At 62.9% G+C, this 9,080-nt stretch carries 7 protein-coding genes, 1 tRNA gene and 2 rRNA genes (1 of these 10 cut by a window edge); 6 read left to right on the forward strand and 4 right to left on the reverse strand.

Annotated elements, in window-relative coordinates:
- Window positions 1–7: 7 nt before the first annotated feature.
- From JCM7685_RS00740 to JCM7685_RS00770, 6 genes are all read left to right on the forward strand, one after another.
- Window positions 8–751 carry a DUF2793 domain-containing protein gene (locus JCM7685_RS00740; protein WP_074971077.1) on the forward strand — a complete coding sequence of 248 codons (744 nt, stop codon included), beginning with the start codon at window positions 8–10 and terminating at the stop codon, window positions 749–751.
- A gap of 19 nt (window positions 752–770) precedes the next feature.
- A complete protein-coding gene (locus JCM7685_RS00745; protein WP_074971075.1) occupies window positions 771–1,010 on the forward strand; it encodes a hypothetical protein in 240 nt (79 codons plus the stop codon).
- A gap of 65 nt (window positions 1,011–1,075) precedes the next feature.
- Entirely contained in the window at window positions 1,076–1,735 is a 660-nt protein-coding gene (locus tag JCM7685_RS00750; RefSeq protein ID WP_074971073.1) for a lysozyme, read from the forward strand.
- The gene (locus JCM7685_RS00755; protein WP_043132454.1) at window positions 1,735–1,953 is read left to right on the forward strand and encodes a hypothetical protein; all 219 of its coding nucleotides are present in this window, start codon (window positions 1,735–1,737) and stop codon (window positions 1,951–1,953) included. Before JCM7685_RS00750 ends, JCM7685_RS00755 begins: the two co-directional genes overlap by 1 nt.
- 817 nt (window positions 1,954–2,770) lie before the next feature.
- Window positions 2,771–4,429: a BCCT family transporter gene (locus tag JCM7685_RS00765; protein ID WP_074971069.1), complete on the forward strand. Its 1,659-nt coding sequence runs from the start codon at window positions 2,771–2,773 to the stop codon at window positions 4,427–4,429.
- 139 nt (window positions 4,430–4,568) lie between these two features.
- Complete coding sequence (locus JCM7685_RS00770) at window positions 4,569–6,407, forward strand: SLC13 family permease (protein WP_068767514.1); 1,839 nt, start codon at window positions 4,569–4,571, stop codon at window positions 6,405–6,407.
- A gap of 416 nt (window positions 6,408–6,823) precedes the next feature.
- On the opposite strand, the gene JCM7685_RS00775 is transcribed toward JCM7685_RS00770, so the two are convergent.
- From JCM7685_RS00775 to JCM7685_RS00790, 4 genes are all read right to left on the reverse strand, one after another.
- Window positions 6,824–7,093, reverse strand: coding sequence for a hypothetical protein (locus tag JCM7685_RS00775; protein ID WP_074971067.1), 270 nt, complete (start codon window positions 7,091–7,093; stop codon window positions 6,824–6,826).
- 194 nt (window positions 7,094–7,287) lie between these two features.
- Window positions 7,288–7,364, reverse strand: a tRNA-Met gene (locus JCM7685_RS00780).
- Window positions 7,365–7,425: 61 nt separating this feature from the next.
- Window positions 7,426–7,540: ribosomal RNA gene (gene rrf / locus JCM7685_RS00785) — 5S ribosomal RNA — on the reverse strand.
- A gap of 117 nt (window positions 7,541–7,657) precedes the next feature.
- A 23S ribosomal RNA gene (locus JCM7685_RS00790) occupies window positions 7,658–9,080 on the reverse strand; it runs 1,408 nt beyond the window's last position.

Below are 9,080 nucleotides of genomic sequence, written 5' to 3' on the forward strand. Positions count from 1 at the left end.
ACAACCCATGCCTGACACCACAGCGCATCTCGCGCTGCCGTTCATCATGGCCGCGCAGGCCCAGAAGCACGTGACCATGAACGAGGCGCTACGACTGCTCGACGGCATCGTGCAGCTATCCGTTCTCGACCGCGATCTGACCGCGCCGCCGGCAAGTCCGGCCGAAGGCGACCGCTATATCGCAGCCAGTGGCGCGACGGGCGCGTGGGCTGGCTGGGACCGCAGCATCGCCTACTGGATCGACGGCGCCTGGATGCGGATCCTGCCGAGCGCCGGCTGGATGGCCTGGATCGAGGACGAGGCGCAGGCGATCGTCTGGACCGGATCGGCGTGGATCCCGGTTGTGGATGCCATGGGCTTCATCGCGCAGGCAGCCTCGGTCGCCGTGGCGCGGGAGGCAAATGGCGCGACCACCGGCATGGCGGTGCGGGAAGAAACCCTCTCCGGCCTTTCCGGGGCCAGCCGGGACTCGACCATCGTGATCCCCAACCGTGCCATCGTTCTCGGTGTATCCGTGCGGACCGTGACCGCGGTGTTGGGGGCCAGCTCCTTCGACTGCGGCATCAACGGCGAGCCCTCGAAATTCGGCGGTTCGCTCGGTGTGGCCGTGGGCAGCAGCAATATCGGCGTCATCGGGCCGACGGCCTTCTATGCCGACACGCCCGTGCGGCTGACAGCCAATGGCGGCAGCTTCACCGGCGGCGCGGTGCGCATTGCCATCCATTACCTGACCTGCGGCCTGCCGGGTTGAACCCATGGGAGAGAACTTCATGGATACCATCCGCGAATGGTGGGGCGCGATCATGGCGGCGACCGGCCTTGGCATCTGGCTCGTGCGGCTTGAGGGCAGCAGCAAGACCGCCCTGCGCGAGGTGGCGCGGCTGGAAAAGCAGCTCGACGCCGACCGCCAGGCGATTTCCGAGACCCGCAAGGAACAGAACGAGATGCTGCGCGAGATGCGCGCCGACATCAAACGCCTGCTGGAACGCAGCGGACCCGCCCGCGACTGACCGACGCCCAACCCGACCATCCACCCACCCCGCCAGCGCGCGGGGTTTTTGCATTGGAGAACAGCATGCCTGTGGCGAAAGAAACCATCGAACACGTCAAGCGCTGGGAGGGCCTGCGGCTGGAGGCCTATCCCGATCCCGGCAGCAAGGACGGCACCCCCTGGAGCATCGGTTACGGGCACACCTCGGACCGCTTCATGACAGTCCACAAGGGCCTGAAGATCACCGAGGCACAGGCCGAGGCCGCGCTGGAGCACGATCTGGGCGAGGCCGAGGATATCCTGCGCCGGCTGGTCAAGGTGCCGCTCACCGATGGGCAAAGGGCGGCGCTGACCAGCTTCGTCTTCAACATCGGCGAGGGGCAGTTCGCTGGTTCCACCCTGCTCAGAAAGCTGAATGCCGGCGATCATGATGCCGTGCCCGATCAGCTTGCGCGATGGGTCTATAATGACGGCAAGAAGATGACCGGGCTGGTCAACCGCCGCGCGGCCGAGATCGGCCTGTGGTCGAAGGGCAGTTTTGTCTCGTCGCGCACGGTCGAGGCCGCAGTCCCGCCCCTGGTCGAAAAGCTGGTCACGCCGGAAGTGCTGACAGCGGCGGGCGGCGCGCTTGCCGGGCTGACCGGGACGCTGCAGGGCGACGGGCCGGTCTCCTTCGCGCTGGCAGCGCTGATCGTCATGGCCGGGGCCTGGGTGCTGTTCCGGCTGATCAGGCGGGCCTCGTGATGCTGGCCCGCTTCAAGTCCTGGCTGGCCATCGCCGCCGCCGCCATCCTGTTCATCCTCGGCGCGCGGCGCAGCGGCGAGAAGGCCGGGCGCGCCAACGAACGCCTCGAAAATCTGGAAAGGACCAATGATGCGCGTCAAAGGATGCTCGATGCCGCCAGCCGCCGCCCTCATGATCGCGATGCTCTCGCTGAGCGGCTGCGCGACGGAAAGTTCTGACAACGCCCCCTGCCCGCCCGTGGTGGAATACAGCACCGCCGAGCAGACCCGCGCCGCGGCCGAAGTCGAGGCCCTGCCGGAAAGTGCGGTGCTGGTACGAATGATGAGCGATTACGCCGTACTGCGTGATCAGGCACGGGCCTGCAGGTGATAGCCGGGCCGGGCACAGCCCTGCGGGAAGCGCCAAACACCTCGACCACAGCATCATGCCCGGCCCGGTTCACGGCTTCACGGTTTCAAAAAGCGGCAGGGATTCGCTGCGCGGGCATGGTCGCATGAGCAGACCACCTCTGTCGCGCATCAAAACAGGCACAGTTGGGCCCCCTGGACAGTGCCAGACATACCGCAGGTCATCCTACCGCCGAACGTCATAAAGGGCGGAAACCGGACGGCCCGCGTGAAGCGATCGCGCTGGTTGCGTTAGGCACAAGCAGACAGCCGTTGCGACCGCCAGACAGCCGCACAGGGACATGGCCGAGCCGGACATCCGGCCAGCTCGACAACGGCGTGGTGACGGCTGGCGCGGGCACAACCGGATGCCTCGGCTTGCGTTTTCCGCCAAAGCGTGCTTTGTGCACGTCTCTGCCCGGGGCATTGCGGATTAAGGAAAGCGATGCGCCAAGAATGGGCCAAAAAGCCGCCCGGCACCGAATAGATGGAACTGTGGTCTACAGCATTGGGCCCGATGGTATCATCTTGCATGCGTGTGCCGGGCTTTATGCTGTTGCCCAAGGGTATGCAGCGCCGCAGGATACACGCGTGTTCGGAACGCAAGACGCATGATCCAGATGGTCAGCGCCAAGAATGAGGGACGCCCATGACTCAAGACCCGCAGGATCCGCAGGCCGACACATCCGAGGTCGAACCGATTCCCGAACCGGAAGGCGAGACAGAGATCATTCAGACCGATTATGACATCGGTCAGGACAATTTCAGCGGCTCTGTCGCGCTGGAACTGGACATCCACAAGGTCGTGTTCACGGCCTCTGCCGTCGCGATCATGATGTTCACCTTCCTGACGCTTGCCTTTCAGAACGATGTCGAGCCGATCTTCGTGGGCCTGCGCGACTGGCTGACCGGCAATCTCGGCTGGTTCTTCCTGCTGTCTGGCAACATCTTCGTGCTGGTCTGTCTGGGGCTGATCGTGTCGCCCTTGGGCAAGATCCGCCTGGGCGGGCCGGATGCGACGCCCGATTTCGGCTATGTCGGCTGGTTTTCGATGCTGTTCGCAGCCGGGATGGGCATCGGGCTGATGTTCTATGGCGTGTCGGAACCGCTGTCGCATTATTCGGCGGCCTTTGGGGGTGTTTCGGTCGGTGAAGATGGCGCCCGCACGGACTGGGCGCCGCTGGACGGGGCCGAGGGTGACGCGGTCGAGGCACGCCGGCTGGGCATGGCGGCCACGATCTTCCACTGGGGCCTGCACCCTTGGGCGATCTATGCCGTGGTGGCGCTGGCGCTGGCCCTTTTCAGTTACAACAAGGGTTTGCCTCTGACGCTGCGTTCGGCCTTTTACCCGATCTTTGGGGAACGTGTCTGGGGCTGGCCCGGCCATATCATCGACATTCTGGCGGTGCTTGCGACAGTCTTCGGATTGGCAACCTCACTCGGGATCGGCGCACAGCAGGCTGCGGCAGGGCTGAACTTCCTGTTCGGGCTGAGCACGAGCAATTCGATGCTGATCCTGCTGATCATCTTGATCACGCTGGTGGCCATCGTGTCGATCATCCGGGGGCTTGAAGGTGGGGTGAAGGTGTTGTCCGAGGTAAATATGGGCCTCGCGGCGCTGCTGTTGCTGTTCATCATCCTGGCCGGGCCGACACTGGCAATCTTTACCGGGTTTTTTGACAACTTGCTGGCCTATGGCCGGCACCTGCCAGCGCTGTCGATGCCCTTCGGGCGCGACGACACCAATTTTGCAGGAGGCTGGACGGCCTTCTATTGGGCCTGGTGGATCAGCTGGTCGCCTTTCGTGGGCATGTTCATCGCCCGCGTCAGCCGTGGGCGCACCGTGCGAGAATTCCTGATCGCCGTCCTGATCGTGCCGACATTGCTGTCGGTCCTGTGGATGACCGCGATGGGCGGCACCGCCATCGGGCAGGTTGTCAATGACGGCTATACAGCTGTGCAGGATGCTGCGCTGGAACTGAAGCTGTTCCAGATGCTGACGCAACTGCCGTTGACCGCCATTTCGTCCTTCATCGGCATCGTGCTGGTGGTGGTATTCTTCATCACCTCGTCGGACTCGGGTTCGCTGGTGATCGACACCATCGCGGCAGGTGGCAAGACCAATGCGCCGGTCATCCAGCGCGTGTTCTGGGCCAGCTTCGAAGGCGCGGTCGCCATCGCACTGCTGCTGGGCGGGGGCCTTGCGGCCTTGCAGGCCATGGCGGTGTCCACGGGCCTGCCCTTCACCTTCGTGCTGCTGGCGGCCTGCTATGCCGTCGTGCGCGGGCTGATGAACGAGCCGCGCTGATCCGGCCCTTTCCGGCGCTGCACTATCGCGGTGCCGGACAATCGGCGGGCCCGGCTCGGCGGCCTGTCGGGAAAATACCCTTTGAAGCCACGCTCCCGCTCTGATCTTGTCGCGATCATACCGCTGCCGGAGCCTGCCGATGACGACGCCCCAGATCCTTGTCTTTGCGATCCTGGCCACCATGATGGTCCTATTCCTTTGGGGGCAGTTCCGCCATGACATTGTGGCGCTGCTGGCGCTGATGGCCTGCGTCGTGACGGGGCTTGTCCCCGCCGAAGACGCCTTTTCCGGGTTCGGTCACCCGGCAGTGATCACGGTGGCCTGCGTTCTGATCCTGAGCCAAGGCCTGCAGAATACTGGTGCCGTGGACTGGCTGTCGCGCGCGGTCCTGCCCGCCAGGGCGGGGCGGCTGACCAGCATGGCGGCGCTGATGGGACTAGGCGCGCTGCTGTCGGGGTTCATGAATAACGTAGGCGCCATGGCGCTGCTGATGCCGGTTGCGGTGCAGTTGTCTGGCCGGCTGGCCCTGACGCCGGGCCAGGTGCTGATGCCGCTGGCCTTCAGCACCATCCTGGGCGGCATGACGACGCTGATCGGCACGCCGCCCAACCTGATCGTTTCCGGCTTTCGCGCCGAGGCGGGTGGCAGCCCCTTTTCCATGTTCGACTTTGCGCCCGTAGGCGTGGCAGTGGCCGTGGCGGGCGTGGCCTTTGTCGCGCTGGCGGGCTGGCGCCTTGTTCCGGCGCGCAAGGCCGCGGGGGCCGAGGGGTTCGAGACCGGCACCTATCTGACCGAAGTGCGCGTGCCCGAGGGCAGCAAGGCGGTCGGCATGACCCTGCGCCAGTTCGAAAACGAGATCGAGAACAGCGAGACGCAGATCGTGGGCTTGGTGCGCAACGAGGTGCGCATGACCGCCCCCCACGGCGGACGGCGCATCCGCGCGGAGGATATCCTGATCCTCGAGGCAAATGTCGAAACCCTAGCCAAGGCACTGTCGGCCTTGGGCATCAAGCTGGAGGAGCAGGGATCATCCTCGGGCGACCAGAGGCAGGAGGACGAGCCAGAGGCGAAGGTGACGGACACAGAGAGTGGCGAGGATAAACCAGAGCTTCGACGGGACGAGGATATCGTCCTGCGCGAACTGGCCGTGCTGCCCGGATCGAGCATTGTCGGGCGGTCGGCCAGCGATCTGCGGTTGCGCACGCGCTATGGTCTGAACCTTCTGGCGGTCTCGCGCGAGGGGCATCCGCCCCGGGCGCGGCTGCGGACGATCAGCCTGAGATCGGGCGACCTGCTGCTGATGCAGGGCCCAGCCGAGGTGATGGCGGATTTCATCGACGACACCGGCTGCGTGCCGCTGGGGGAACGCCATCTGCGCATCCCCGACACGCGCCTGGCCATCATCGCCGGGGCGATCATGCTGGGGTCGGTGGGGATCGTCACCGCCGGGTTGCTGCCCGCGGCGGCGGCTTTCACGCTGGGGGTCATCGCGTCGATGCTCCTGCGGACCGTGCCGCCGCGGCAGGTCTATACCGCGATCGACTGGCCAGTGATCGTTCTTCTGGGCGCCCTGATGCCGGTGGCGGGGGCGATGGAGGTGACGGGTGCCGCCGATGTGCTGGCGCGGCTGCTGGTGGACACGGTCGCGCAGGGCAATGCCATCGCGGCGCTGGCGGTGGTGCTGGTCACCACGATGTTCCTGTCCGATGTGATGAACAACGCGGCCACTGCCGCCGTGCTGTGCCCGATTGCCATGGGCATCGCGGCCACGCTGGGCGTCAATTCCGACAGCTATCTGATGGCGGTGGCAATCGGCGCATCCTGTGCTTTCCTGACCCCGATCGGGCACCAGAACAACACTCTGATCCTGGGCCCCGGCGGGTTCCGCTTTGGCGACTACTGGCGACTGGGCCTGCCGCTGGAGGTGCTGGTGGTCGCGGTGAGCATCCCGCTCCTACTCATAGTCTGGCCGCTATGAGCGCGTGATCGCGCGTGTAGCCTGCTTGGCTTCGTCAAGCCCCTACGATGGCACGGTCATGACACCGCTTCCCATCAGGACCGTCGCCGGACCTAAGTGGTCTGGAGCCGGCCTGATCACGCCCCGGCCGGCAACGCCAGACTGACTATCGTGATCGAAGGCGCCGTGGAACGGGTGCAAAAATCATCAGTCATGTGGGTCAGGTGACGCCTGCCCTCTGCAGGCACGCCAACAAAGGCCGAGTGCACAATGACGATCCCGACAGAGGCCTCCACGACGCTGATCACAGGCATTCAAACCATCACACCTCTTCCCTGCTCTTTGCCCAACTGTCCGCTTACAGTGGCTCGACAATGAAGGTTGGAGCGGCCGCTCTGGGCCGTTCGTACGTCGACAGGCGGTGTCAGCGCCGCTCGTCATCGTCCCCGAAACCGGATGACATTATCACCGCGCATGAAGGCGACGGCGCCTTCTTCCTCGATTGCCTGGATAGCGGCGTTTCTTGCCTCCTTGTCGGAGGCGAACTGATCGTCCCAAACGTGGCTGGTGCCATCCTGGTCGACGACCTCAAGCATCCAGTTCTGATCCGTTTCAGCACGGTAGATTTCGATGGAGAAAGGATGGCCGTCGATGATGACACGCTGGCTTTTGCCCGACGTGACTATGTTCGGTTCTTCTTCGATCATCTGGTGGACCCCGGCTTGTCGGTATCTGTCCAGTATGCGCCTACCGTCAGCCGGGTCAATCGCCTGCAGCGACGCGGTCTCGCCGCCGTTTCCCCATGCAGCCCGTTTTTGTTGAGTTGGTGTTGAGTCGTCGGGGAACGGCAAAAAGCCCCGCGGTAATGCGGGGCGTAAGGCTTTGTTATCGCGTGTTTTATTGGTTGCGGGGACAGGATTTGAACCTGTGACCTTCAGGTTATGAGCCTGACGAGCTACCGGGCTGCTCTACCCCGCGCCGATTGCATCGCTTTTGCGTTGCTTTTGGTCGTCTTGAGAGATGTCTCGCTTCTTTTCAGGTCTGGCGGTGACCTACTCTCCCACGTCTTGAGACGCAGTACCATTGGCGCGACGGCACTTAACGGCCGAGTTCGGGATGGGATCGGGTGTTTTGCTCGTGCTTTGGCCACCAGACCGGAAAAGGAGCGAGATCGGCGTTATCCCGAAGGATGATTTTGTCCAAGGATGCTTTTGGAGGAAGGCGATACGCCTTGCTTGCCTGGGCAAACAAAGGTCTGTCTTCTTCCGGATCAAATCAAGCCAATCGAGCCATTAGTACCGGTCAACTGAACGCATTGCTGCGCTTACATCTCCGGCCTATCGACGTGGTGGTCTTCCACGGCTCTCAAGGGATACCTTGTTTTGAGGGGGGCTTCACGCTTAGATGCCTTCAGCGTTTATCCTGTCCGTTCATAGCTACCCAGCACTGCCGTTGGCACGACAACTGGTCCACCAGTGGAACGTTCACCCCGGTCCTCTCGTACTAGGGGCAACTCCTCTCAAGTATCCTACACCCACGGCAGATAGGGACCGAACTGTCTCACGACGTTCTAAACCCAGCTCACGTACCTCTTTAAACGGCGAACAGCCGTACCCTTGGGACCTGCTCCAGCCCCAGGATGAGATGAGCCGACATCGAGGTGCCAAACGATGCCGTCGATATGGACTCTTGGGCATCATCAGCCTGTTATCCCCAGCGTACCTTTTATCCGTTGAGCGATGGCCCTTCCACTCGGGACCACCGGATCACTATGGCCGACTTTCGTCTCTGCTCGACTTGTCAGTCTTGCAGTCAGGCTGGCTTCTGCCATTGCACTCAACGAGCGATTTCCGACCGCTCTGAGCCAACCTTCGCGCGCCTCCGTTACTCTTTGGGAGGCGACCGCCCCAGTCAAACTACCCACCACGCAGGGTCCCGGACCCGGATAACGGGCCGCGGTTAGACATCAAGAGTGCGAAGGGTGGTATCTCAAGGATGGCTCCACCGGAACTGGCGTCCCGGTTTCAATGCCTACCACCTATCCTGCACATCGCAATCCTGATGCCAGTGCGAAGCTATAGTAAAGGTGCATGGGGTCTTTCCGTCTAACCGCGGGAAGTCTGCATCTTCACAGACAATTCAATTTCGCTGAGTCCACATTTGAGACAGCGGGGAAGTCGTTACGCCATTCGTGCAGGTCGGAACTTACCCGACAAGGAATTTCGCTACCTTAGGACCGTTATAGTTACGGCCGCCGTTTACCGGGGCTTCAATTCAATGCTTGCACATCTCCTTTTAACCTTCCGGCACCGGGCAGGCGTCAGACCCTATACGTCGCCTTACGGCTTCGCAGAGCCCTGTGTTTTTAGTAAACAGTCGCCACCCCCTGGTTTGTGCCCCCGGCCACCGCTTGCGCGACAACCGGGCCTCCTTCTCGCGAACTTACGGAGGTATTTTGCCGAGTTCCTTAAATGTGGTTCTCTCAAGCGCCTTGGTATTCTCTACCAGTCCACCTGTGTCGGTTTAGGGTACGGTCTTGTGGAGGGCTATTTCCAGGAACCGCTCAGCAGCCCCTCCAATCCGATAAGGAGGAACTACACCTGCGATCCGTCACCATCTCCTGGCCCAGGAATATTAACCTGGTTCCCATCGACTACGCCTTTCGGCCTCGCCTTAGGGGCCGGCTTACCCTGC

This window comes from Paracoccus aminovorans (assembly GCF_900005615.1).
GTDB classification, from domain to species: Bacteria; Pseudomonadota; Alphaproteobacteria; order Rhodobacterales; family Rhodobacteraceae; genus Paracoccus; species Paracoccus aminovorans.